Source organism: Micromonospora profundi (assembly GCF_011927785.1).
Classification (GTDB): Bacteria; Actinomycetota; Actinomycetes; order Mycobacteriales; family Micromonosporaceae; genus Micromonospora; species Micromonospora profundi.
Window position 1 is genome coordinate 497261 of record NZ_JAATJK010000001.1, and the last position, 22619, is coordinate 519879.

Below are 22619 nucleotides of genomic sequence, written 5' to 3' on the forward strand. Positions count from 1 at the left end.
CGACGCACATGAGCCGCCGCCCTAAGCTGGCGGCCATGACGGGCAGGGTGGCAGCGGTGAACCTCGGCATCGTGACCGAGGCGAAGTGGGCCGGCGACGCGAGCGGTCGCAGCGGCATCGACAAGCGTCCGGTCGACGGGCCTGTGTTGATCAGTGTCGACGGGGTGGCCGGCGACTTCATCGCCGAGCGGGCCCATCACGGTGGCCCCGACCAGGCGGTCTACGCCTACGCGGAGGAGGACGCCGCGTGGTGGGCGGCCGACCTGGGCCGTGCCATCGGGCCGGGTGGCTTCGGTGAGAACCTGTCCACGTACGCGGTCGACGTGACGGGCGCGGTGATCGGCGAGAAGTGGCAGGTCGGCTCCGCCCTGCTCCAGGTCACCAAGCCTCGGACGCCCTGTACCACCTTCGCCGGATTCTGGGGCGTGCCGGATCTGATCCGGCGATTCACGGTGCGGGCCACGCCGGGGGCGTACCTGCGGGTGCTGCGCGACGGTGAGGTCGGCGCCGGTGACCCGGTGGAGGTGGTGGAGCGGCCCGGGCACGGGGTGACAATCGGCGAGGTGTTCCGGGCGACAAGCCTCGAGCCGGAGCTGCTGCCCCGGCTGCTGGAGGCACCCGACCTGCCGGAGTCGATCCGGGACAAGGTCCGCCGCCGTCTCGCCACCCGCAGCTGACGTCCGCCGGAGCCGGCCGCTGTTCGGAGCGCCACTCGACGATGGCGCTCCTTTATTATCATTATCAATAGTGATAACGTGTAGCCGTGGAGATGGCGAGAGAACGCTGGGCGGACCTGGCGCTGCACCCCGTGCGAATCCGGATCCTGCGTGCGGTCGCGGGCACACGTCTGACCACACAGGGCCTGCTGGAGCTGCTGCCCGATGTCCCGCAGGCCACGATGTACCGGCACCTGGCGATCCTGGTCAAGGCCGGGCTGGTCGAGGTGATCGATGAACGCAGGGTGCGCGGTGCCGTCGAGCGGGTGTACGCGTTGCCCGCGCGCGGCGCGACGCTCGACCCCGCGGCCCTCGCCACGGCTACGCGGGAGGACCACGCGCGTTACTTCACGGCGTTCATGTCGAGTCTGCTGTCGGAGTTCTCCCGCTATCTCGGCCGGGAGCGGATCGACTTCAACGCCGACGGTGTGGGCTACCAGCAACTCGTGCTGCACCTGACCGACGCCGAACTGGGCGAGTTCGCCGCCGGTCTCAACGCTCTGGTGGGTCCGTTGCTCGCCCACCAGCCCGGCGGCGAACGGATACCGCGGCTGTTGGCGACCGTTCTGCTGCCCACCGATCCGCCGACGGTCGACAGGCACGCAGCGGCGCCGACGGACGACTCCGACACGACGAGAGGGGATGACTGATGGCATCGGTCATGGTGACCAACGATGTGATCGACATTCGGTTCACCGGATGGGAGCGTGTCTGGGTCGGGCGGGAGTGGTTCGCGCTGCCCCTCACCGCGGTGCGGAAGGTCGCCCTGGCGGACAACCCGCTGCGTCTGGCCCGTGGCGCCCGCCGGGGATATGTGGTGTCCGGCTTCGCCAAGATCGGAGTGTGGGGCCTGTACGGCGGTCCCCGGCAGCTCGTGGCGGCCCGACGGGCGGAACCAGGGCTGCACCTCGTCCTGGACCGGGCGGCGGCCGGCGGCGAGTTCGACGAGGTCGTGCTCTCCGGCCCGGCCGCGCCGGGCCTCGTGGAGACGATCACGCGTGCCATGGCGGCTCGCGCGTGACCGGCGACCACCTCGCGATCGAGGTGTCCTGCCTGACGAAGCGCTACGGTGACGTCACTGCCGTTAATGATCTGAGCTTCACCGTGCGACCCGGCGTGATCACCGGCTTCCTCGGCCCGAACGGCGCCGGCAAGACCACCACGATGCGCATGATGACCGGGCTGGTGTCGCCGAGCAGTGGCACCGCCACGATCGGCGGGCAGCCGTACGGTCAACTGGCCCGGCCGTCGCGCACGGTGGGCGCGGTGTTCGACGGCAACGCGTTCCACCCTGGACACACCGCCCGCGACCACCTGCGCGTCTACGCCGCGATGGGCGGATACCCGGACAGCCGCGTCGCCGACCTGCTCGACCTGCTCGGCCTCGCCGAGGCTGCGCACCGTCGTACCCGGGGATTCTCCACGGGCATGCGGCAGCGGCTCAACCTCGCCACGGCGTTGCTCGGCGACCCCCGCGTCCTGCTGCTGGACGAGCCCGGCAACGGCCTGGACCCGGCAGGGGTGTCGTGGCTGCGCGGCTTCCTGCGCCAGTTCGCCGACCAGGGCCGCACCGTCCTGATCTCCAGCCATGCGCTCGGCGAGATCCAGCAGCTCGTGGATGACGTGGTGGTGATCCGGCGCGGCGAACTCGTCGCCGCCGGGCCCTGTTCCCGGCTCGCCGGTCCGCCCGCGGTGCTGATCACCTCACCCGACGCGGACGCGCTCGTTGCCGTTCTGGCGGCCCACCCGGCCAACGGCGGCACGGCACCGCACGTCGAAGCCGTCGGGCCCGACCGGCTGCGGGTACGCGGGCTGGACGCGCCGGGCGTCGCCGACCTCGCCGCGGCCCATCATGTTCGGGTGCACGAGCTGGTCGTCGAGACCACCGGCCTCGAAGAACTCTTCCTCGATCTCACCAGGGACAAGGCGGCCATCTGATGAATCTCCTGATCAGAGCGGAGTTCCGCAGGCTTCTGGCCACCCGGATGTGGGGTGGCCTGCTGCTCGCCGCCGCTGCGCTGGGCGGCGGCATGTTCGGGGCCATGGCGCTGGTGGGGCCGGAGAACTTCGACCCGCCGATGCCCGGTCTGGACACCGAGGCCGGTCTCCGCGCGATCCTCGGCATCCTCGGCTACACCGCCCTCGTGCCGGCCGCGGCCGGGGCCCTTGCGGCCACCTCCGAGTACCGACACGGCACCGCCGCGGTCACCTTCCTGTTCGCTCCGCGCCGTGGGCGGGTGCTCGCCGCCAAACTCGCCACGTACGCGGTCGTCGGTCTCGCGTACGGCCTCGTCCTCGCGGGCACCGCCGCGGTGGCGCTGTTCGCCGTCGCCGCCGCCCGCGGCGTCCCACTCGGTCTGCCGGCCACCACCGTGCTGGCGCTGTTCGGCCGCATCGCCGTCGCGATGGTGGTCTACCTGCTCCTCGGGGCTGGGGTGGGCGCACTCGTCCACCATCAGATCGCGGCGCTGTGCGTCGTGGTCGGCTATCTGTACGTGGGGGAGCCGGTGCTGATGATGATCCCGGGCGTCAACACGCTGTACCCGGTCCTGCCCGGCGGAGCCACCGCCGCGCTCACCGACTTCACATACGTCGCCGACGCCATCTCCGCGGAACTCGGCAGCGGCGCCGTCCACCTGCTCCCACCGGCGGCGGGCGCTCTCCTGCTCATCGCGTACGCGGTGGTCGCCGCGGCGATCGCCGTGCTGCTCCCGCTGCGCCGGGACGTCAGCTGACCGTCCCCGGGACGACACGCCGATGAGAACAGGATGACGGGGTGGACCCCTGGTGGCCCGGAGGCGGATACGGAACAGCCTCCCGCCGCGATGGCGGGAGGCCGTTCTCAGCCGCGGGTGATCAGCGGAGCCAGGGGACGCTGCGGTCGAGCAGACCGCGCTCCTTGAGCTCCTTGCGCAGCGGGATCTCGTCGTCGACGTACCCGTCCCAGTTGATGCCCCAGTAGTTGGCGGTGTGGGTGCCCTCGCCGATCAGCTGGCGCTGCACGGGCGTGCGGTTCTGGTACCACTCGCCGTTCACGTCGGGGTGCAGCTCGTCAAGCGGACGGATCCACCGGTAGGTGTAGCCGACGAACAGCATCTTGCGCGTGATTGTCGACAGGTTCGTCGACCGCGAGTGCCACTGCCGGCGGTCGAAGATGAAGGCGTCGCCCGGGTTGGCGGTGATCTCCACCGTGCCCTCCGGGTCGGGGTTGTGCACGCTCAGGTCCTTGGGCCGGTCCAGCGAGTTCCACAGGTGGCTGCCCGGGATGACCTTGGTGGCGCCGCGACCGGTCTCGGAGAGGTCGGAGAGCACGTACGCGACCTTGAGCGAGAACATCGGCCGGGGCAGGTTCGGGTCCATCGTCTCCGGGTCGGAGTTCTGGCGGTACCCGTCCTGGTGCCAACCCCAGTACGGCTTCTCCGGCTCGGCGGCCGGCGGGGTGACGTCCAGGTGGTTGTGGTGGGTGTAGATGTTCCAGCCGGCCAGCCCCCACATGTACGGGAAGGCGATCGGGTGGGTGAGCAGCTCACCGAAAAGCTCGTCGCGCTCCAGGAAGCCCAGCAGGTGCAGGGTGCCGTCCTTCTTGGTGGTGCCCTTGGCCTGCTCCTCCGCGTAGACGCGGTCGACCGCCGCCTCCAGCGCCGCCCGGTGGTCCTCCGTCAGGACGTTGCGCAGCAGGAGGAACCCCTGCTCATGGAACTCCTTGCGGTCAGTGTCGCTGATCGGTTCGTAGCCGGTCCGGTCGCCGTAATCGAACACCGCGTCGTACCCCTCCCCATGAGGTGAATCTGTTTCTGGCACAGGCCGCCGATCGTAACGCGGGTGTCCCGGCGGTGGGAGGGCGAGCGACGGGAAGTGCACCGGCGCCCGGACGGCTTGCAGCGAGGTGGGTGCCGAGAGTCACATTGGCGTTGCCGGCAGCAGGTATTGCGGGGATTTGCCCGATTGTGCGGTCACTGCCGGTAAAGAGATCCGGGAACTCACCCCTCGGTGAACACCTCGGCCACGACCTGACCGGTCGGGCCCTGCTCGCCGGACGTCCGACCCCAGGTGCCGTTGCGGGCCGTCCACTCCTGGTCGCCGAAGCGGACCCGCTTCACGCCGTGGTCCTGGGCGTGCGACACCAGCCAGTGCGCGTACCGCCAGCCGTCACGCTGGTCGCCCGCCGTCACCGTCAGCCCGATCTGGTCCGCCGGGTCGGTGCCCGACACACCCCAGTCCAACACCAGGTTGCGGGTCAGCTGCGCGGCCGCCGCCGCGCCGAACATCACCGGGGTACGCCCGACAGTGCAGGCCACCGCGCTCGTGACGTCGCCGAGCAGCGCCTTGCTGAGCACCTCGGACTCATCGGCCCACTTCTGGTACGCCTCGGGAAACGCCGAGCGCTGCACCCGCTGGGCGGCGTCGGTGACCCGCATCTCCTCCCAGCCGCGCACCTTCTTCAGCGCCGCGTAGAAACGGTTCGCCGCGTAGCGCTGGTCCCGGATCTGCGCCGGAGTGCCCCAACCCTGGCTCGGGCGCTGCTGGAACAGGCCCACCGAGTCGCGGTCACCGTCGGCGAGGTTGCGCAGCCCCGACTCCTGGTACGCGGTTGCCAGCGCGACCACCACGGCCCGCTCGGGCATCCCGCGCTGGGCGCCGATCGCCGCGATCGTCGCCGCGTTGGCCATCTGGTCGGCGTCAAGCACGACCCGGCCGTCGGCCTGGACCGTGCAGGTCCGGCCCGCCAGCGGCAGCCGCAGTCGATCCCCGGCCTGCCGGACCACGACCCAGATCGCGATCACGGCGACGAGGATGAGCACCACACCACCCGACACGGCTGCCCGAGTCCGCACTCACACCCCCAGATTCGACAGTCCGACAAGCGTACGTCCCCGTTGACGCCGTCCGGGCCGTCCGACCGGTTCCCGCCCCGGAGCGGAGAACGTCGAAGTGACGTTCCCCGCGTTCACCAGGACAAACCGCTACTCGGCGGCCGGCACCCAGGCGGCGTCCCGCTTCTCCCGGAAGGCCATGATCCCCTCGCGTCCCTCGTCGGAGAGGAAGAAGCCCGTCGACAGGGCGGAGAGGCGGGCCAGCTCGTCGCGCAGCTCGGCGGTGCCCGGCCGGCGCAGCAGGTCCTTCGCCCCGGCCAGCGCCCGGGGCGCGCCGCGCACGAGCGAGTCGCAGTACCGGGCCACCGAGGCGTCCAGATCGTCGGCCGGCACGGCAGCCGTGACCAGGCCGATCTCGGCGGCCCGCCGGCCGTCGAAGGTGTCGCCGGTCAGGTACAGCTCGGCGGCGGCACGCGGGTGCAGCCGGGGCAGCACAGTCGCCGAGATCACCGCAGGGATCACGCCGATCCGTACCTCGGTGAAGGCGAATGTCGCCTCCTCGGCGCACACCGCCAGGTCGGCGGCCGCGATCAGACCCAGCCCGCCCGCCCGGGCCGGACCGGAGACCTTTGCCAGCACCGGCTTCGGGCACTCCCACAGGGCGGTGAGCACGTCGCCGAGCATCGCCGCGGGCACCGTCCCACTGGCGTACGCCATGGCGGTCTCCTTGAGATCCGCCCCGGAGCAGAAGACCGGCCCGGTGTGGTCGAGCACGATCACCCGAACCGTGTCGTCCGCGACCGCGTCGGCCAGGCCGGTCAGCAACTGGGTCATCAGAGCTGTGGAGAGCGCGTTGCGGTTGTGCGGACTGTCGAGGGTGAGGGTGGTCACCCCACGGGCCGTGGCGACACGCACGAGGACGTCGGGAGAGGTCATGCCGGGCACACTAGTGGCCATGCCCGGCGTCCTTCCAGATGGTGAGACCGTCCCCGTCGACGGATCTCTGCCCGCCACCGCCACCAGCGCTGTCGGTGCGCGCGGTTTCGGCGTGTACGTGCACGTCCCGTTCTGCGCCAGCCGCTGCGGCTACTGCGACTTCAACACGTACACGGCCGCCGAACTGGGCGGAGGGGCCAGCCGCGAGGGGTACGCCGACACTGTGCTCGCCGAGTTGGCGCTCGCCGCCCGGGTGCTCGGCGACAGCCCGCCGCCCCGGGTCGACACGGTCTTCGTCGGCGGCGGCACACCAACCTTGCTGCCCGCCGACGACCTGGCCCGCATCCTGGACGGCATCGACCGCACCTGGGGGCTGGCCGCCGACGTCGAGGTGACCACCGAGGCCAACCCGGAATCGGTCACCCCGGAATCGTTGAAGCTGCTGCGCAACGCCGGCTACACCCGGATCTCGCTGGGCATGCAGTCCGCCTCCCCGGGCGTGCTGGCGATCCTGGACCGCAAACACAGCGCCGGCCGGGCCACGGCCGCAGCCCTGGAGGCGCGTGACGCCGGTTTCGAGCACGTCAACCTGGACCTGATCTACGGCACGCCGGGGGAGCGGGCCGAGGACTTCGCCGCCTCGCTGGAGCAGGTCGTGGCCGCCGGGGTGGACCACGTCAGCGCGTACGCCCTGATCGTGGAGGACGGCACCCGACTGGCCGCGCGGATGCGGCGCGGCGAGCTGGCGTACCCCAGTGACGACGTGGCAGCGGACCGCTACCTGGCCGCGGAGGCTGCCCTCGACGCGGCCGGCCTGTCCTGGTACGAGGTGTCCAACTGGGCCCGCACCGACGACGCCCGGTGCCGGCACAACCTGCTGTACTGGACCGGCGCGGACTGGTGGGGGCTCGGCCCCGGAGCGCACAGTCACGTCGGCGGAGTGCGCTGGTGGAACGTGAAGCACCCCACGACGTACGCCCAGCGGTTGGCCGCCGGCGAGTCACCCGGCCTGGCCCGTGAGGTGCTCACCGCCGACGAGGCGCACATGGAGGACGTGATGCTGCGGCTGCGGCTGGCAAGCGGCCTGCCGCTGGCGGTGCTCGACGCCGCAGGCCGGGCCGGCGCCGACCGTGCGCTTGCCGACGGACTGCTGACCGCCGACGACTACGCGGCCGGTCGGGCGGTGCTCACCCTGCGCGGCCGGTTGCTCGCCGACGCCGTGGTCCGTGACCTGCTGCCCTGAAAGAACCGACGCGCTGCCCCGGCCGGCGCGCTGCCCTGGCCGACGCGCTGCCCCGGCCGGCGACGGTGCGCCGGACCGGCCGGGGGAGCGGCCGGTCCGGATCACTTGATGAAGTTGGCCGACATCGGGTAGCGGTAGGACGCGCCCTCGTTGGCCTTCATGCCGGCGATGATCCCGAACAGGATCTGGATCACCACTACCGCGATGCTGGGCAGGAAGAGCAGGCACCAGCTCACGAATAGCAGCACGAACGCGATGATCGACCAGAGGATCTGGAAGTTGAGCGCGGCCAGGGCCTGCGCCCGTACGGTCGGCGACTGGTTGCCGCGGACCAGGTAGGCGATGAGCGGGGCCACGAAGCCCAGCGGACCGAAGCTGATCAGCGCGCCGGCGGCACCGCCGAAGTGCGCGACAAGCGACCAGGTCTTGTCCTCGTTGTTGGCGTAGCCGCCGCCGGGGGCGCCGTATGCGCCGCCCGTCGGATAGCCGCCGGTGGGGCCACCCGGCGGGTAGCCACCGGGCGGGGGATAGTCGCCACCTGGGGGATAGTCGCCGGGCGGGGGATACCCACCCGGCGGAGGGTAGCCACCTGACGGCGGTTGGTCACCGGTGGGCGGCGGATAACCGCCGGCCGGGGGATAGCCGCCCGAGCCAGGTGCCCCGGACAGTGGTGCGGTGGGCGGCTCGGCCGAGTAGGGCGAGCCGGGGGCCGCCGGCGGGGAGGTCGGCTCCGGCGGATAGCCGCCAGGGTCTCCCGCGCCGGGTGGGCGAGGTGGTTCAGTCATGGTGTCACGGTAGGGGTGGCGGGCAACGCCGCACCAGAGCGACACCGCCGAGCCGACAGGCTGAACGGCCAACGGGGTACGAACAGCGACGCCCTTGATCATCGCGTCGGCGGGCGCGCCGACGTAGACTGGCACTCGTTACAGTCGAGTGCCAGGCGGCCCACCGGCCCCGTTCGGGTCGGTGGCCGACGTGCGACAGGAGGTGCGGAGGATGGGTCTGGACGACCGGAAGCTCGCCGTGCTCCGCGCCATCGTCGAGGACTACGTCTCCACGCAGGAGCCGGTCGGCAGCAAGGCGCTGGTCGAGCGTCACCAGCTCGGTGTCTCCCCGGCCACGGTCCGCAACGACATGGCCGTGCTGGAGGAAGAGGGCTACATCCGGCAGCCGCACACCAGCGCCGGGCGGGTGCCCACCGACCGTGGCTACCGGCTGTTCGTCGACAGGCTGTCCCGCGTCAAGCCGCTCAGCCCGGCCGAGCGCCGGGCCATCGAGCGGTTCCTTGTGGGCGCTGTCGACCTCGATGACGTGGTGCACCGCACAGTCCGGCTGCTCGCCCAGCTGACCCGCCAGGTGGCCGTCGTGCAGTACCCGAGCCTGGCCCGCTCCTCGGTGCGGCACCTCGAACTGGTGCCGATCTCCACCACCCGGCTGATGCTCGTCATGATCGCCGACACCGGCCGTGTCGAGCAGCGGCTCGTGGAGCTGCCCGGTCCGGTGCCCGCCGACGACGTCACCGACCTGCGCCGGATGATCAACGAAAAGCTCGCCGGTGAGCGGCTGTCCGACACCCCGCCGCTGGTGCAGGCGCTGGTCGAGGAGGTGCCGGCCGAACTGCGTCCGGCCATGGCCACCCTCGCCTCCGTCCTGCTGGAGACGCTCGTCGAGCGGCACGAGGAACGCATCGCGCTTGCCGGCACCGCAAACCTCACCCGGGGCGGCCTGCTCGACTTCCAGGGCTCCCTGAGGCCGATCCTCGAAGCCCTGGAAGAGGAGGTCGTGCTGCTCAAGCTCATCGGCGAGACCGAGCCGAGCACGACCCGGGTGCTGATCGGCGACGAGAACGAGTTCGACAACCTGCGCGCCGCCTCGGTGGTGAGCACGGGATACGGCCCGGGCAGCACAATCGTCGGCGGCCTCGGGGTGCTGGGGCCGACCCGGATGGACTACCCCGGCACCATCGCCACGGTGCGCGCCGTGGCACGCTACGTGGGCGAGCTGCTGGCCCAGAACTGACAAGTCAGGGCCGACGGCCGGCTGCGGCCGCCGGTCGGCGCAACGCGAGACGAACATGAGGACACGGAACGCAGTGGCCAGGGACTACTACGGCATCCTCGGTGTCAGCCGGGAAGCCTCCGATGACGAGATCAAGCGCGCCTACCGCAAGTTGGCGCGCCAGTTCCACCCGGACGTCAATCCGGACCCGGAGGCTCAGGAGAAGTTCAAGGACATCAACGCCGCGTACGAGGTCCTCTCGGACGACCGCAAGCGGCAGATCGTCGACCTGGGTGGCGACCCGCTCGCCCCGGGCGGCGGTGGCGCCGGCGGTCCGGGTGGCCCGGGCGGGGCCGGCCCGTTCGTCGGATTCCAGGACATCATGGACGCGTTCTTCGGCGGCGCGGCGGGCGGTGCCCGTGGCCCCCGCCCACGGACCCGTCCGGGCTCCGACGCGATCCTGCGACTCGAACTGGACCTGCACGAGACGGCGTTCGGCGTCGAGGCCCCGATCACCGTCGACACGGCTGTGCTCTGCACCACCTGCTCGGGCGCCGGCACGGCAGCCGGCACCCACCTGGCCACCTGCGAGGCGTGCGCCGGTCGGGGCGAGGTGCAGTCGGTGCAGCGCACCTTCCTCGGCCAGGTGGTCTCCGCCCGGCCGTGCACCGTCTGCCAGGGCTACGGCACCACGATCCCGCACCCCTGCCCCACCTGCGCCGGCGACGGCCGGGTGCGTACCCGACGCTCGCTGACCGTCAAGATCCCGGCCGGCGTCGAGGACGGCATGCGGATTCGCCTCGCCCAGCAGGGTGAGGTCGGCCCCGGCGGTGGCACCGCCGGTGACCTCTACGTCGAGATCCACGAGCGGCCACACGACGTCTACTCGCGCAAGGGTGACGACCTGCACTGCCGGGTCACCGTGCCGATGACCGCCGCCGCCCTGGGCACCCGCCTCACCATCAAGACCCTCGACAGCGAGGAGACCGTCGACGTCAAGGCCGGCACCCAGCCGGCCAGCACGCTGCGGTTGCGCGCCCGTGGTGTGCCGCACCTGCGCGGCACCGGCCGGGGCGACCTGTACGTGCACCTCGACGTCCGGACGCCGACCAAGCTCGACCCGGACCAGGAGCGGATGCTGCGCGACTTCGCCAAGACCCGGGGTGAGGAGGTCGCCGAGCTGACCAAGCAGGGCGGCTTCTTCTCCCGGATGCGCGACGCGTTCAACGGGCACGCCTGAGGTGTCCGCACCGCTGTTCCTGGTCGACGCGCTGCCCACCGGCGACGCGCTGATCCTGGACGGCCCGGAGGGGCACCACGCCGCCACAGTGCAGCGGCTGCGCGTCGGCGAGGAGTTGCTGCTCGCCGACGGTCGAGGCGGCACGGCCGCCGCCGTGGTCACCGCCGTCGGCAGGGGCGTCCTGGAGGTCGCCGTCACCTCCCGGGGGTACGCGGACGCGCCCGTACCCCGGCTGGTGACAGTGCAGGGCATCGCCAAGGGCGACCGGGGTGAGCTGGCAGTGCAGGCGATGACCGAGGTCGGTGTGGACGAGATCGTGCCCTGGGCGGCGTCCCGTTCGGTGACCCAGTGGCGTGGCGACCGGGGCGTACGCGCCCGGGAGAAGTGGGTGGCCACCGCGCGGGAGGCAGCCAAGCAGGCACGCCGGCCCTGGTTGCCGGTCGTGGCCGGGGCGCCGGACGAGTCCACGGCGACGGTGGCCCGCCGGATCGCCGGTGCCGCCGCCGGGTTCGTCCTGCACGAGGAGGCCGAGGAACGGCTCACCACCGCCGACCTGCCCAGCGTCGGGGAGATCGTGCTTGTCGTCGGCCCGGAAGGCGGCATCGATTCCGCCGAGCTGACAGCGTTCCGGGCAGCCGGCGGCCGACCGGTACGGCTAGGTGCGGAGGTGCTGCGCACCTCCACCGCGGGCGTGGCCGCGCTCAGTGTGCTCGCCACACGCCTCGGCCGCTGGTAGCCCGACCTTCACACCCGGCGGGCAGCAGGTGGAGTAGCTCGGCGCCTGCCGGTCAGTGGCCGGGTTGGTCAGCTGCGCAGGTAGGACGCGCCGTTGAGGTCGATGATGGTGCCCGAGGCCCACTCCGCCTCCGGCGACGCCAGCCAGTGCACGGCCGCGGCGATCTCCTCCGGCCGGGCCACCCGGTCGAACGGGCTCTGCGCCCGGATCGCCGCGCCGCTCTCGCCGCGAAGGTGCTCGGTGGTCATGTCGGTCGCCACGAAACCCGGCGCGACGGTGGCGACGGCGATCCCGTACGGCGCGAGCGCCACGGCGAGGGACTGACCCAGCGCGTTCAGCCCTGCCTTGCTGGCACCGTACGCCGGCTGGTGCGGCTCGCCCCGGAACGCGCCCCGCGACGACACGTTGACGATCCGACCGCCGCGCTCGCGCATGTGCTGGGCGGCGCACCAGGTGACGTTGCCGGCGCCTGTCAGGTTGGTCTCCAGCACCTGCCGCCAGCGCCGCTGCCACTCCTCGTAGGAGGTGCCGAAGATCGGGTGCGGGTCGTCCCGGTCGCCGTACATCCCGGCGTTGTTGACCAGGACGTCCAGCCCGCCGAGCTGCTCGGCGGCCCGGTCGACCATGGCCCGGACGGCGTCCGGGTCGGTGAGGTCCGCGCGGACCACCACGTGCCCCGTACCCGGTAGTTGCGCGCGCAGTTCCTCGGCCGCGGCGGCGGAGTCGCGGTGGTGGATCGCCACCCGGTCGCCGCCGGCCGCGAACGCCGTCGCCACCGCCCTGCCGATGCCACGCGAAGAACCGGTCACCAGTACCGCCCGAGCCGTCATGGCGGCCATCCTGCCCCAGGAGCCCCGTGTGCCCCGAGCGGCCCCTTCCTTACACTGCCCCGATGGGATCCGACTGCCTGTTCTGCCGCATCGTCGCCGGGGAGATCCCGGCCACAGTGGTCCGGGAAACCGCCACGACGCTCGCCTTCCGTGACATCGATCCGAAGGCGCCGGTGCACGTACTCGTCATTCCGAAGGAGCACTACGCCGACGTCGCCACCCTGGGGCAGGGCGACCCCGGGCTGGCCGGTGAGGTGCTGGCCACGGCCGCCGCGGTGGCCGAGGACGAGGGCCTGCTCGGCGACGGATTCCGGCTGATGTTCAACACCGGGACGTACGGCGGGCAGGAGGTGTTCCACGTGCACGCGCACCTGCTCGGCGGTGCGCCGCTCGGCCCGATGCTCGCGCGGAGCCTGGCGTGACATCCGGCCCCGGCGCGCACGACCGGTTGGACCGGCTGGTCCGGCGGGTGCAGGCCGATGCCCGGGTGCCTGCGGTGTCGGCCGCGCTGCACAGGGTCGACCGGCCGCTGTGGACCCGCACCGTCGGCGGCACCGGCACCGACAGCGCGCTGGGGCCGCGTACCCAGTTCCGGATCGGCTCGGTCACCAAGACCTTCACGGCGGTGCTCACCCTCCAGTGCCGCGACGACGGCCTGCTCGACCTGGATGATCCGGTCGGTCGGCACCTGGAGCTGCCCGCGCACGGTGAGCTGACCGTACGACGGCTGCTGTCGCACACCGGTGGCCTGCAACGTGAGCCGTTCGGTGACGTCTGGGACACCTTGGCCGCACCCGACGCGGAGCGGCTGGTGGCCGAGCTGGCCCGGGCCGAGCGTGTCCTGCCGTCGGGCCGCCGGTTCCACTACTCAAACCTCGGGATGGCCGTACTCGGCCTGCTTGTCGCCCGGCTGCGCGGCGGCAGTTGGGCGGAGGTGCTCACCGAGCGGGTACTGACGCCGCTCGGGCTCACCGACACCACGGTGACGCCCCTGGAGGCGGCAGCGACAGGGTTCCTTGTCGACGCGTACTCCGACGAGGCCCACCCCGAGCCGCCGACCGACTTCGGCGCGGTCGGCCCCGCCGCCCAGCTCTGGAGCACCGCTACCGACATGGCCCGCTGGGCGGCGTTCCTCGCCGACCCGGCGGCGCTCGACCCTTCCGGTGCGGTGCTCGCCCCGGGCACCCTCGACGAGATGCGCTGGCCGCTTACCACTACCGACGAGACGCTCTGGGCTGCCGGCTTCGGGCTCGGGCTGATCCTCATCCCGCAGGGCGAGCGGGTGGTGCACGTGGGGCACGACGGCGCGATGCCCGGGTTCCTGGCAGCCGTGTACGGCCGCCGGGGCGGCGACGGCACACCAGGCGCGATGGGCGCCGCCGTGCTCGGCTCCTCCGGAACGGCGACGGAACTGCTCGACCTGCCGCACCGGCTGCTCGCCGAGGCCGTCGAGCACGACCCGGCCGAGATCGAGCCCTGGCGGCCCGGCGCACCCGCCCCGGCGGCCCTGCGAGGTGTGCTGGGTCGCTGGTGGGGCGAGGGCTTCGAGTACGTCTTCTCCTGGCACGACGGCACACTGCGGGCGCGCGGGGCAGGCGACCCGGCGGGGCGCCCACCTGCGGTCTTCGCCCCGTTGCCGGACCGGCCGGACGTGTTCCGGACCGTGTCGGGCCGGGAGGTGGGTGAGCTGTTGAGGCTGACCCGGGACGACGCCGGAACGGTGGTCCGGATGCACTGGGCGACCTACCGGTTCACCCGCCATCAGGAGACCTTCGACAGGTACGACTTCCGTGCCGGCGGTTGATCGCGGCCAGCGGAAATGGGCGCGATGCGCTCCGCGTTGAACGGATACGATGGCTCCAACGTCCGCACGCCGTGCCAGCAGGGCCGGCGCCCGAGATCGAGAGCAGGTGCGCAGGGCCCTTCGGCCCAACTTATGACCGGCACCCCACCTCCCGGCGCTCCCCGGGTGCAGACCAGGATCACCGTGCCCGACCCCAAGATCATGGTCAATCTGCTCGGCGCGGGCGATGAGATCCTGCGACTCGTCGAGCGTTCGGTCACGAGTGACGTGCACGTGCGGGGCAACGAGATCACCATCACCGGCGCTCCCGCCGACAACGCCCTTGCTGAGCGGGTCTTCAGTGAGCTGCTCGAACTCATCGAGAAAGGCGAGACCCTGACCACAGACGCCGTCCGGCGTACCGTCGGCATGCTCGAGCAGGGCAGCGCCGAGCGGCCCGCCGAGGTCCTGACCCTCGACATCCTCTCCCGTCGCGGCCGCACCATCCGTCCCAAGACGCTCGGGCAGAAGCGCTACGTCGACGCGATCGACTCGCACACCATCGTCTTCGGCATCGGCCCGGCCGGCACCGGCAAGACCTACCTGGCGATGGCGAAGGCCGTCCAGGCGTTGCAGGCCAAGCAGGTCAACCGGATCATCCTGACCCGGCCGGCGGTCGAGGCGGGGGAGCGGCTGGGCTTCCTGCCCGGCACGCTCAACGAGAAGATCGACCCGTACCTGCGGCCGCTGTACGACGCGCTGCACGACATGCTCGACCCGGAGTCGATCCCGAAGCTGATGGCCGCCGGCACGATCGAGGTCGCGCCACTTGCCTACATGCGTGGCCGTACGCTCAACGACGCGTTCATCATCCTGGACGAGGCGCAGAACACGACGCCCGAGCAGATGAAGATGTTCCTCACCCGGCTCGGCTTCAACTCCAAGATCGTCGTGACCGGTGACATCACCCAGGTGGACCTTCCCGGCGGGACGAGCAGCGGCCTGCGGGTGGTTCGGGAGATCCTGGAAAACGTCGAGGACGTGCACTTCTCCCAGTTGTCCAGCTCCGACGTGGTCCGCCACCGGCTGGTGGGGGAGATCGTCGACGCGTACGCCCGCTGGGATGCCGAGCGGGAAACCCAGCAGGCGCAGGCCGTTCATGCCGTACCCGGGCGACCTGCCCAGGGCGGCCGTGCCGGCCGCCGCCGCTAAAGCAGAGGAAAGCAGTTGTCCATCGAGATCGCCAACGAGTCCGGTGCCGAGGTCGACACCGACGCCGTGCTCGCTGTCGCCAGGCACGCCCTCGACGAGATGGGGGTCAACCCCCTCGCTGAGTTGTCGGTGCTGCTTGTCGACATCGACTACATGACCGAGCTGAACCACCGCTGGATGGGTGGCGACGGCCCGACCGACGTGCTCGCCTTCCCGATGGACGAGGGAAGCGTCGACCACGGCCCGGGCGAGACCGCCCCCGCAGGCGGCGAGCCGGCGCTGCTCGGTGACATCGTGCTCTGCCCGGAGGTCGCGGCCAAGCAGGCGGCGACCGCCGGGCATGCCACGGCCGACGAGTTGCACCTGCTCACCGTGCACGGGGTGCTGCACCTGCTCGGCTACGACCACGCCGAGCCGGAGGAGGAGCGGGAGATGTTCGCGCTCCAGGCCCGACTGCTGGCGAGCTGGCGGTCGACCCGCAACCAGTGATGTCCACTTCGTTCCTTGCGGTCGGCCCTGCCGCCGGCCTTCCCGACCTGCAACTGATCTTCTTCGCGGCCGGCCTTGTGGTGCTTGCCGGTGTGATCGCGATGACCGAGGCGGCGCTCGCCGCTGTCTCCCCGGCGCGGGCAGCCGAGCTGGCCCGTGACGGCGTACGCGGTGCCCGCACCCTCCAGGTCGTGGCCGGCGACGTCGTCCGGCACCTCAACCTGCTCCTGCTGCTGCGGCTTCTCGCCGAGCTGACCGCGACGACGCTCGTGGCGTTGGTCGCTGTGGACAGCTTCGGCGCCGGCTGGCGTGCCGCGCTTGTCACCGCCGGCGCGATGGCAGTGGTCAGCTTCGTGGTGGTCGGTGTCGCTCCGCGCACCATCGGCCGGCAGCACGCGTACGCCGTGGGGCGTGCGGCGGCGCCGCTGGTCCGCTGGCTGGGCCGTGCGCTCAACCCGCTGGCGTCGCTGCTGATCCTGATCGGCAACGCGGTCACCCCGGGGCGCGGTTTCCCCGAGGGGCCGTTCGCCAGTCAGGTGGAGCTGCGTGAGCTTGTCGACCTCGCCGAGCAGCGCGGTGTCGTCGAGCACGGCGAACGCCAAATGATCCACTCGGTCTTCGCGCTCGGCGACACCATCGCCCGGGAGGTGATGGTTCCGCGTACCGAGATGGTGTGGATCGAGGAGGGCAAAACCCTCGAGCAGGCGCTGGCGCTCTTTCTGCGGTCCGGGTTCTCCCGCATCCCGGTGATCGGGGAGAGCGTCGACGACGTGCTGGGCGTGCTCTACCTCAAGGACCTGATCCGCCGGTCCCGAGGCGGCGACCCGGACGCCGAGCAGCTGCCGGTGGCCGAGCTGATGCGCCCGGCGACCTTCGTGCCGGAGTCCAAGCCTGTCGACGACCTTCTCTCGGAGATGCAGGCGGCCCGTAACCACCTGGTCATCGTGGTCGACGAATACGGCGGCACCGGCGGCCTGGTCACCATCGAGGACATCCTTGAGGAGATCGTCGGTGAGATCACCGACGAGTACGATGTCGAACGCCCGCCGGTCGAACGCCTCGGGGAATCCTCGGTGCGGGTCACAGCCCGCCTGCCTGTGGAGAACCTGGGCGAGATGTTCGACACCGACCTGCCCACGGACGAGGTGGAGACGGTCGGCGGTCTGCTCGCCCAGTCACTGGGGCGGGTGCCGATCCCCGGAGCGCAGGCCGAGGTGGCCGGCCTCCGGCTGATCGCCGAGGGCACCACGGGCCGACGCAACCGGATCGACACCGTCCTGGTCAGCAAGGTGGAGTCGGGCGACGAGCAGGACACCGCGGGGCGCGGCCAGCAGGCCGGCCCCGGGGACGACCCAGATCATTATCGAGACGAGGAGAGGCAACCCGCCGATGCCTGACACACCCGCCGCGCCCGCCGCCCGGCCCACCCCCGCCGCACCGGCGCCGCTGAGTGCCGAGGACGGCAAGCTCGTCGTCCTGGCCCGGGGAGCCCGTGGGCGGGTCGGTGCCGTGGAAGGTGCCGCGGTCCGGGACCAGGACGGCCGGACGTACGCGGCGGCCAGCGTCGCGTTGCCGTCGCTGACGCTCACCGCACTCCAGTTGGCTGTGGCGTCGGCTGTGGCGGCCGGGGCGAGCCGGCTGGAGGCGGCTGCGGTGGTGACCGAGGCGTCCACGCTTGACGGTGCCGGGCACGCCGCGGTACGTGACCTCGCTGTGGATGCGCCGATCCACGTGGCCGCGCCGGACGGCACCGTGTTGGGCACGGTGACCGAGTGAGCTCCGTGCGGGATCCCGAGCCGCGCCCGTACCGGGCAGGGTTCGGCTGTTTCGTGGGCCGGCCCAACGCGGGCAAGTCCACGCTGACGAACGCCATCGTCGGCACCAAGATCGCGATCACCTCGAACAAGCCACAGACCACCCGCCACGTCATCCGGGCGGTGCTGCACCGACCGGAGTCGCAGCTGGTGCTCGTCGACACGCCGGGTCTGCACCGTCCCCGGACGTTGCTGGGTGAGCGTCTCAACGACCTGGTCCGGTCCACGTGGACGGAGGTCGACGTGATCGGTCTGTGTATCCCGGCCGACGAGCCGGTGGGGCGCGGTGACCGGTTCATCAGCGGTGAGCTTGCCGAGTTGAAGGCGACAGTGCTCGCGGTGGTCACCAAGACCGACCTGGTCGACAAGCGTCGGCTGGCCGAGCAGTTGCTCGCGGTAAGCGAGATGGGGGAGTTCGCCGAGATCGTGCCGGTGAGCGCCGTCTCCGGGCACCAGGTGGACACGCTCGTCGACGTGATGACGAGCTATCTGCCGCCGTCGCCGCAGCTCTACCCCGACGACATGCTCACCGACGATCCGGAGCAGGTGCTTGTCGCGGAGCTGATCCGGGAGGCGGCCCTGGAGGGGGTCCGTGACGAACTGCCGCACTCCATCGCCGTGGTGGTGGAGGAGATGATCCCCGAGGGCCGGCTCACGAAGATCTACGCCGACCTGTATGTGGAGCGGCCCAGCCAGAAGGCGATCGTGCTCGGTCACAAGGCGAGCCGGCTCAAGGAGGTTGGCACCACCGCCCGCCGGCAGATCGAGGAGTTGCTGGGCACGCGCGTCTATCTGGACCTGCACGTCCGCGTTGCGAAGGACTGGCAGCGCGACCCGAAGCAGCTGCGCAAACTGGGGTTCTGACGACCGTTCGGTCAGCCCAGGCCGAGCCAGGGCTGACCGGGCGATGGGTGCGCCACCGGACAAAGTCGTTTTCGGTCGGGCGTATGGGATGATTCACGTTTGGTCGGGGCCCGTACCGTTTGGCGGCGACACCGCGAAGGGTAGGGGAGTACAACCCCCCGCTTCCCCGACCCAGATGCAGGCTGATGCGCAACCGGTATCTCGATCTGCTCCGTTTCCTGGCCATCGTCCGTGTTGTCGTCTACCACGTCACCGGATGGGCGTCCCTCACCCTCGTCTTCCCTGCCATGTCGGTGATGTTCGCGCTGGCCGGTTCGTTGATGGCCGCCTCACTCACCCGCTCCGGCCCGGCCGCTGTCGGTCGTCGGCTGCGCCGGCTGCTGCCGTCGCTGTGGGTGCTGGCGGTGGTCTTCGTGCCGGCCATGCTGTTCACCGGCCTGTCGCTGTCGCCCCGGGTGCTGCTGTGGCTGTTCCCGATCGCGGACCCGCCGGCAAACAACTGGGGTGCCCTTGCGCTGAGCGTCATCTGGTACCTGCGCGACTACCTGTGGTTCGTGCTCGCCTCGCCTATCGCGTTCTGGCTGTTCCGCAAGGCCCCGCTGCCGACACTGCTCGCCCCGTACCTGCTGCTGCTGGCGATCGAGGCCGGCATCTACCAGGCGCCCTCGCCGGTGCTGCGCGAGTTCGGGTTGTACTTCGGCGCCTGGATGCTCGGCTTCGCCCACCAGGCCGGCATGCTGCGACGGCTCGCCGGTCGCATCCTCTACCCGCTGGCGTCGGTTCTCGCGCTGGCCGGCGGGGCCTGGCTGGTCACCCATCCAGGCCCCCGGGGGTACGACCTCAACGACAACCACCTCGGTAACGCCCTCTGGTCGGCGGCGTTCATCCTGATCGCCCTGGGTCGCGGGCCGGCCGGGATGGCCTGGTTGGAGCGCAGCCGGCTGGCCGACCGGGCGGTGACGGTGGTCAACCGGCGGGCGCTCACCATCTACCTCTGGCACATGCCGTTCGTGGTTGCCCTCACCCCGCTGGTCGACGTCGTCGGCTGGTCCCACCAGGACCCGCTGGGGCTCGCCATCCGGGTGTTGCTGGTCTTCGTGCTGGTCGGGCTCGTCACTCTGGCCGTCGGCTGGGTCGAGGACGTCGCCGCCCGCCGCCGCCCGGAGTTGATCCCCGCCGGCTCGCCGCAACCGATCGAGCCGTCGAGCCGGCCCAGCGCAGGCCCGTCGATCCCGGCCGGCGCAGGCTCGGCAGGCCCGCCAACCGCAGGCCTGCCGAGCCCGGGGACCGCCGAGCCGACGGGTCGGTCGCCTGTCCCGCAGCCGCGCTCCGGCGCCGAGATCAACGCTGGCTGATCATGACGTTGCCGCTGCCTGTCGACCCGTCCAGCACCACCGACGAGTTCGGGTCGTTGACGACTGTGACCTCCGTCTCGCCGGAGCCGGTGCTGGTGCGGACGCGGTAGCTGCCGGAGGGCACCAGCAGCGTGGCGTTTCCGCTGGAGGTGTGCACCCGGGCCGAGACCTGCGTCTCCAACTCGATGGTGACGTTGCCCGAGCCGGCCTCGGCATCCGTGGCACCGCTGATCCTGCGGGCGTTGACGTTGCCGGACCCGGCACGCAGTCGTACCGACGTGCTGGCCTCGCTGAGCTCGATGTTGCCGGAGCCGGTCTCCACGTCGACCGCCCCGGAGACCCCGGCGACCCGCACCTCGCCCGAACCCCACCGCAGCTTCACCGCGCCGACCTGGCTCAAATCGACGTTGCCGGAGCCGCCCTCACCCTCCACGATCACGCCCGGCGGAGCGGTCACCTCGTAGGAGACGCTGCACCGGTTGCCGCAGTCGCTGTCGAGGATCAGTTCGCTGTCCTTGATCTCGTACCGCGCCTTGGGCTCGCCGCCCTGGTAACGCACCACCCGCTTGATCCGTACCTCGGTGTCCGGGCCGGTGCCCCGGACCACCACGTCGCCGGAGCCACCCCGTACCTGGATGTTGGTGATCTTCGCGGCTTCGGTGTCGTCGAAGTCGAGCCGCCGGAAGGCCAGGTTGTCGCACCCGGCGAGCAGGATGAGGGTGGTGGCTAACCCCAATGAGACGGCCGTGGTGGTGCGGCGGCGAGGGGCAGCGATGATCCGTTGTGGTGCCATGGCGAGGACGCTACGGCCGGTGACCCGCCCTCCGCATCGGGGTTCGTCCGCGCTTCCACCCCGAACCAACCCTGATTTCGCACCCCGAGGGAGAATGGCCCGATGGCCGGGTATCGCCGACAGCTCTACCGCGACGACGCGGTGGTGCTGCGTGTGCAGAAACTCGGCGAGTCCGACCGGATCATCACACTGCTCACTCGCCGGCACGGCCGACTGCGCGCCGTGGCCCGGGGCGTCCGGCGCACCACAAGCAAGTTCGGCGCCCGACTGGAGCCGTTCGGCCACGTCGACCTCCAACTCGCCGGTGACCCCAAGGGCAACCACGGCAGTTCGCTGCACACCGTCAGCCAGGTCGAGGGCATCGACCTCTACGGCAAGCGGTTCCTCGGCGACTATTCCCGCTACACGGCGGCAAGCGCGATCGCCGAGACCGCCGAGCGGCTGACGCCTGTCGAGCGGGAGCCCTCGCTGCGACTGTTCCAGCTCACAGTGGGCGCCCTGAAGGCGCTGTCCCGGGGCGAGCACGCCACCACCCTGGTGCTCGACGCGTACCTGCTGCGGGGTATGGCCCTTGCGGGCTGGGCGCCCGCGCTTGTCGCCTGCGCGGTCTGCGGCACCCCCGGGCGGCACCGCGCGTTCTCCGTGCCGGCCGGCGGCGCCGTCTGCCCGGACTGCCGGCCACCCGGCGCGGCCCACCCCGCGCCGGCCACCATCGACCTGATGTCCGCGTTGGCCACCGGCGACTGGGTGGTCGCCGACGCCACCGAGACCGGTGTACGCCGGGAGTGCAGCGGCCTTGTCGCAGCGCACCTGCAGTGGCACCTGGAACGCGCGCTACGCTCGCTGCCGCTGGTCGATCGGGGTCCCTCGGCGGCCGGCTCGGCCCCGCTGCCGGACGACGACGCCGGGGCCGTGGCGCCTCGGCCACGCCGTGACGGTGCGGCCGGGGTGGACGGTGCGAACAGGGAGAGAGCCGAGTGATTCGATCGACGAGGGCCGGCCGGCGTGAGCCGACGCCACCGACACCGCACCCGTCGGGTGCCCGGCCGCCGGCGCTGCCCACCGAGGCGGTGCCGAAGCACGTGGCAGTGGTGATGGACGGCAACGGCCGGTGGGCCAAGGAACGCGGGCTGCCCCGCACCAAGGGCCACGAGGCGGGGGAGCACAGCCTCTTCGACACCATCGAAGGCGCCATCGAGATGGGCATCCCCTACCTGTCGGCGTACGCGTTCTCCACCGAGAACTGGCGGCGCTCACCGGACGAGGTCCGGTTCCTGATGGGCTTCAACCGCGATGTCATCCGCCGCCGCCGTGACCAGCTGGTCGACCTCGGTGTCCGGGTGGTCTGGTCGGGCCGGCCCGGCCGGTTGTGGAAGAGCGTCATCTCCGAGTTGCAGACCGCCGAGGAGATGTCCCGGGGCAACTCGACGCTGACCCTCCAGTTCTGCGTCAACTACGGCGGGCAGGCCGAGATCGGCGATGCCGCCGCCGCGATCGCCCGGGACGTGGCCGCCGGCCGGCTCGATCCGGCGAAGGTCTCCGAGAAGACCGTGGCGAAATACCTGTACCACCCGGAGATCCCGGAAGTGGACCTGTTCCTGCGCCCCTCCGGGGAGGAACGGATCTCCAACTTCCTGCTCTGGCAGACCGCGTACGCCGAACTGGTCTTCCTGGACACGCTCTGGCCGGACTTCGACCGCCGACACCTCTGGTACGCCTGCGAGCTGTACGCCCAGCGGGACCGCCGCTTCGGAGGCGCGCTGCCCAACCCTGTCGCCCCGGTGGGCTGAGAGGCT

The 22619-nt window shown here is 71.4% G+C and carries 25 protein-coding genes; 19 read left to right on the forward strand and 6 right to left on the reverse strand.

Annotation, left to right across the window (positions count from 1 at the left end; translation table 11 throughout):
• Window positions 1-35 precede the first annotated feature (35 nt).
• From F4558_RS02330 to F4558_RS02350, 5 genes are all read left to right on the forward strand, one after another.
• Window positions 36-677: an MOSC domain-containing protein gene (locus tag F4558_RS02330; protein ID WP_167943049.1), complete on the forward strand. Its 642-nt coding sequence runs from the start codon at window positions 36-38 to the stop codon at window positions 675-677.
• A 92-nt stretch (window positions 678-769) separates the two neighbouring features.
• On the forward strand, window positions 770-1366 hold the full coding sequence (locus tag F4558_RS02335) for a helix-turn-helix domain-containing protein (protein WP_167947198.1): 597 nt from the start codon (window positions 770-772) through the stop codon (window positions 1364-1366).
• Window positions 1366-1737: a hypothetical protein gene (locus tag F4558_RS02340; RefSeq protein WP_167943050.1), complete on the forward strand. Its 372-nt coding sequence runs from the start codon at window positions 1366-1368 to the stop codon at window positions 1735-1737. The genes F4558_RS02335 and F4558_RS02340 overlap by 1 nt, the downstream gene beginning before the upstream one ends.
• Entirely contained in the window at window positions 1734-2654 is a 921-nt protein-coding gene (locus F4558_RS02345) for an ATP-binding cassette domain-containing protein (RefSeq protein WP_167943051.1), read from the forward strand. Before F4558_RS02340 ends, F4558_RS02345 begins: the two co-directional genes overlap by 4 nt.
• Window positions 2654-3451: an ABC transporter permease gene (locus F4558_RS02350; protein ID WP_167943052.1), complete on the forward strand. Its 798-nt coding sequence runs from the start codon at window positions 2654-2656 to the stop codon at window positions 3449-3451. The genes F4558_RS02345 and F4558_RS02350 overlap by 1 nt, the downstream gene beginning before the upstream one ends.
• A gap of 121 nt (window positions 3452-3572) precedes the next feature.
• Here F4558_RS02350 and F4558_RS02355 read toward each other — a convergent pair whose 3' ends face one another.
• The 3 genes from F4558_RS02355 to F4558_RS02365 all read right to left on the reverse strand — a co-directional run bounded on the left by F4558_RS02355 (window position 3573) and on the right by F4558_RS02365 (window position 6466).
• Window positions 3573-4475: a phytanoyl-CoA dioxygenase family protein gene (locus tag F4558_RS02355; protein WP_053656093.1), complete on the reverse strand. Its 903-nt coding sequence runs from the start codon at window positions 4473-4475 to the stop codon at window positions 3573-3575.
• Window positions 4476-4696: 221 nt separating this feature from the next.
• Entirely contained in the window at window positions 4697-5551 is an 855-nt protein-coding gene (locus F4558_RS02360) for a hypothetical protein (RefSeq protein ID WP_053656095.1), read from the reverse strand.
• Window positions 5552-5680: 129 nt separating this feature from the next.
• The gene (locus F4558_RS02365) at window positions 5681-6466 is read right to left on the reverse strand and encodes an enoyl-CoA hydratase family protein (RefSeq protein WP_053656097.1); all 786 of its coding nucleotides are present in this window, start codon (window positions 6464-6466) and stop codon (window positions 5681-5683) included.
• Between the two features lie 19 nt (window positions 6467-6485).
• Between F4558_RS02365 and hemW the strand changes: the two genes are divergently transcribed.
• Window positions 6486-7709, forward strand: coding sequence for a radical SAM family heme chaperone HemW (hemW, locus tag F4558_RS02370; RefSeq protein WP_209273158.1), 1224 nt, complete (start codon window positions 6486-6488; stop codon window positions 7707-7709).
• Between the two features lie 101 nt (window positions 7710-7810).
• Here the strand turns inward: hemW and F4558_RS02375 are convergent, their stop codons facing one another.
• Complete coding sequence (locus F4558_RS02375) at window positions 7811-8494, reverse strand: DUF4870 domain-containing protein (protein WP_167943054.1); 684 nt, start codon at window positions 8492-8494, stop codon at window positions 7811-7813.
• A gap of 211 nt (window positions 8495-8705) precedes the next feature.
• Between F4558_RS02375 and hrcA the strand changes: the two genes are divergently transcribed.
• From hrcA to F4558_RS02390, 3 genes are all read left to right on the forward strand, one after another.
• Complete coding sequence (gene hrcA, locus F4558_RS02380; RefSeq protein WP_053656155.1) at window positions 8706-9728, forward strand: heat-inducible transcriptional repressor HrcA; 1023 nt, start codon at window positions 8706-8708, stop codon at window positions 9726-9728.
• A 73-nt stretch (window positions 9729-9801) separates the two neighbouring features.
• A complete protein-coding gene (gene dnaJ, locus F4558_RS02385) occupies window positions 9802-10947 on the forward strand; it encodes a molecular chaperone DnaJ (RefSeq protein WP_197281542.1) in 1146 nt (381 codons plus the stop codon).
• Between the two features lies 1 nt (window position 10948).
• Entirely contained in the window at window positions 10949-11683 is a 735-nt protein-coding gene (locus F4558_RS02390) for a 16S rRNA (uracil(1498)-N(3))-methyltransferase (protein WP_167943055.1), read from the forward strand.
• Window positions 11684-11751: 68 nt separating this feature from the next.
• Here F4558_RS02390 and F4558_RS02395 read toward each other — a convergent pair whose 3' ends face one another.
• A complete protein-coding gene (locus F4558_RS02395) occupies window positions 11752-12513 on the reverse strand; it encodes an SDR family NAD(P)-dependent oxidoreductase (protein ID WP_053656105.1) in 762 nt (253 codons plus the stop codon).
• A 62-nt stretch (window positions 12514-12575) separates the two neighbouring features.
• Here F4558_RS02395 and F4558_RS02400 point away from each other — a divergent pair, with 62 nt between their 5' ends.
• From F4558_RS02400 to F4558_RS02435, 8 genes are all read left to right on the forward strand, one after another.
• Window positions 12576-12935, forward strand: coding sequence for a histidine triad nucleotide-binding protein (locus F4558_RS02400; RefSeq protein ID WP_053656106.1), 360 nt, complete (start codon window positions 12576-12578; stop codon window positions 12933-12935).
• A complete protein-coding gene (locus F4558_RS02405) occupies window positions 12932-14317 on the forward strand; it encodes a serine hydrolase domain-containing protein (RefSeq protein ID WP_053656108.1) in 1386 nt (461 codons plus the stop codon). Before F4558_RS02400 ends, F4558_RS02405 begins: the two co-directional genes overlap by 4 nt.
• A gap of 132 nt (window positions 14318-14449) precedes the next feature.
• Window positions 14450-15508 carry a PhoH family protein gene (locus F4558_RS02410; RefSeq protein ID WP_053656110.1) on the forward strand — a complete coding sequence of 353 codons (1059 nt, stop codon included), beginning with the start codon at window positions 14450-14452 and terminating at the stop codon, window positions 15506-15508.
• A gap of 15 nt (window positions 15509-15523) precedes the next feature.
• Window positions 15524-15997: an rRNA maturation RNase YbeY gene (ybeY, locus tag F4558_RS02415; RefSeq protein ID WP_053656112.1), complete on the forward strand. Its 474-nt coding sequence runs from the start codon at window positions 15524-15526 to the stop codon at window positions 15995-15997.
• Window positions 15973-17394 (forward strand): hemolysin family protein, encoded by a 1422-nt coding sequence (locus F4558_RS02420; RefSeq protein ID WP_053656114.1) that lies wholly within the window; start codon window positions 15973-15975, stop codon window positions 17392-17394. Before ybeY ends, F4558_RS02420 begins: the two co-directional genes overlap by 25 nt.
• Window positions 17387-17773: a cytidine deaminase-like protein gene (locus F4558_RS02425; protein WP_053656116.1), complete on the forward strand. Its 387-nt coding sequence runs from the start codon at window positions 17387-17389 to the stop codon at window positions 17771-17773. The genes F4558_RS02420 and F4558_RS02425 overlap by 8 nt, the downstream gene beginning before the upstream one ends.
• Window positions 17774-17778: 5 nt before the next feature.
• Window positions 17779-18675 carry a GTPase Era gene (gene era / locus F4558_RS02430; RefSeq protein ID WP_167947200.1) on the forward strand — a complete coding sequence of 299 codons (897 nt, stop codon included), beginning with the start codon at window positions 17779-17781 and terminating at the stop codon, window positions 18673-18675.
• A gap of 185 nt (window positions 18676-18860) precedes the next feature.
• Complete coding sequence (locus F4558_RS02435; protein ID WP_167943056.1) at window positions 18861-20030, forward strand: acyltransferase family protein; 1170 nt, start codon at window positions 18861-18863, stop codon at window positions 20028-20030.
• On the opposite strand, the gene F4558_RS02440 is transcribed toward F4558_RS02435, so the two are convergent.
• On the reverse strand, window positions 20017-20823 hold the full coding sequence (locus F4558_RS02440) for a DUF4097 family beta strand repeat-containing protein (protein ID WP_053656122.1): 807 nt from the start codon (window positions 20821-20823) through the stop codon (window positions 20017-20019). The genes F4558_RS02435 and F4558_RS02440 overlap by 14 nt on opposite strands.
• A gap of 102 nt (window positions 20824-20925) precedes the next feature.
• Between F4558_RS02440 and recO the strand changes: the two genes are divergently transcribed.
• Together recO and F4558_RS02450 are read left to right on the forward strand one after the other, a co-directional pair.
• Window positions 20926-21804, forward strand: a complete 879-nt coding sequence (gene recO / locus F4558_RS02445; RefSeq protein ID WP_053656124.1) for a DNA repair protein RecO — start codon at window positions 20926-20928, stop codon at window positions 21802-21804.
• A complete protein-coding gene (locus tag F4558_RS02450; protein ID WP_053656126.1) occupies window positions 21801-22613 on the forward strand; it encodes an isoprenyl transferase in 813 nt (270 codons plus the stop codon). The genes recO and F4558_RS02450 overlap by 4 nt, the downstream gene beginning before the upstream one ends.
• The last annotated feature ends 6 nt before the right edge of the window (window positions 22614-22619 follow it).